This is a genomic window from Bartonella sp. AA2SXKL, assembly GCF_042197205.1.
Taxonomy (GTDB): Bacteria; Pseudomonadota; Alphaproteobacteria; order Rhizobiales; family Rhizobiaceae; genus Bartonella.
Genome location: NZ_JBHIRN010000059.1, coordinates 1 through 773, shown reverse-complemented (window position 1 = coordinate 773; position 773 = coordinate 1). Strand labels below are relative to the sequence as shown.

2 protein-coding genes are annotated in these 773 nt (G+C 41.1%); one reads left to right on the top strand and one right to left on the bottom strand.

Going from position 1 to position 773, the window contains the following annotated elements; translation table 11 throughout:
* Positions 1-385 (top strand): rhomboid family intramembrane serine protease (locus ACFINS_RS09700; RefSeq protein WP_375706146.1); only part of this gene is annotated, 385 nt, incomplete at its 5' end.
* On the opposite strand, the gene ACFINS_RS09695 is transcribed toward ACFINS_RS09700, so the two are convergent.
* Positions 375-773 (bottom strand): 23S rRNA (guanosine(2251)-2'-O)-methyltransferase RlmB (locus ACFINS_RS09695; protein WP_375706145.1); only part of this gene is annotated, 399 nt, incomplete at its 5' end. The genes ACFINS_RS09700 and ACFINS_RS09695 overlap by 11 nt on opposite strands.

Below are 773 nucleotides of genomic sequence, written 5' to 3'. Positions count from 1 at the left end.
AACAGCAGCTATTTCTGCGTTGACTTATTTTGCATTTCATCAAAATAGTATAGCATCGCTTGTTGGGGCTTCGGGTGCAGTTTCTGGAATGATGGGTGCTATTGCACGTTACGGTTTTTCTCCTGTTTATTTTGGTATCAGTACGCAAAATGGGAGGTTTTTTGGGCCTTTGTGGTCGATTAAAAAAACACTTTGTTCCAAGACGGTCCTTGTTTATGTTGGTGTATGGCTGATAATTAATTTCATTATAGGTATTTCCTCCTCTTTGTTTGAAAGAGACGATATTTCAATTGCATGGGAGGCCCACATTGGTGGGCTTGTTTCGGGTTTTTTGTTGGTTGGTATTTTTGACGTTTCGCCCGGTAAAGTAAAGATTATCCTCTAAGATATTTATGAGCTGCGTAGAGCGCTATTGTTGCTGCGTTTGAAACGTTTAACGATTTAATATTTCCAGGCATATCAAGGCGTGTTAATGCACAAACGTTTTCACGTGTTTTTTTGCGTAAGCCTTTACCTTCTGCTCCTAGAACAAGAGCAATTTTTTCTCCTGTTAATGTTGTTTCGAGAGGATGATTGCCTTCTGAATCAAGTCCAAAACTGATAAAGCCTGCTTTATGGAGTTCTTGGAGTGTTTCTGCGAGGTTTTGTACGGTGATATAATGAATCATTTCCAACGCTCCGGATGCGGCTTTAGCAAGAACGCCGCTTTCTTGGGGGGAGTGGCGATAAGTTGTAATAAGTGCCTCAGCTTTAAATGCGACTGCAGAGCGCAT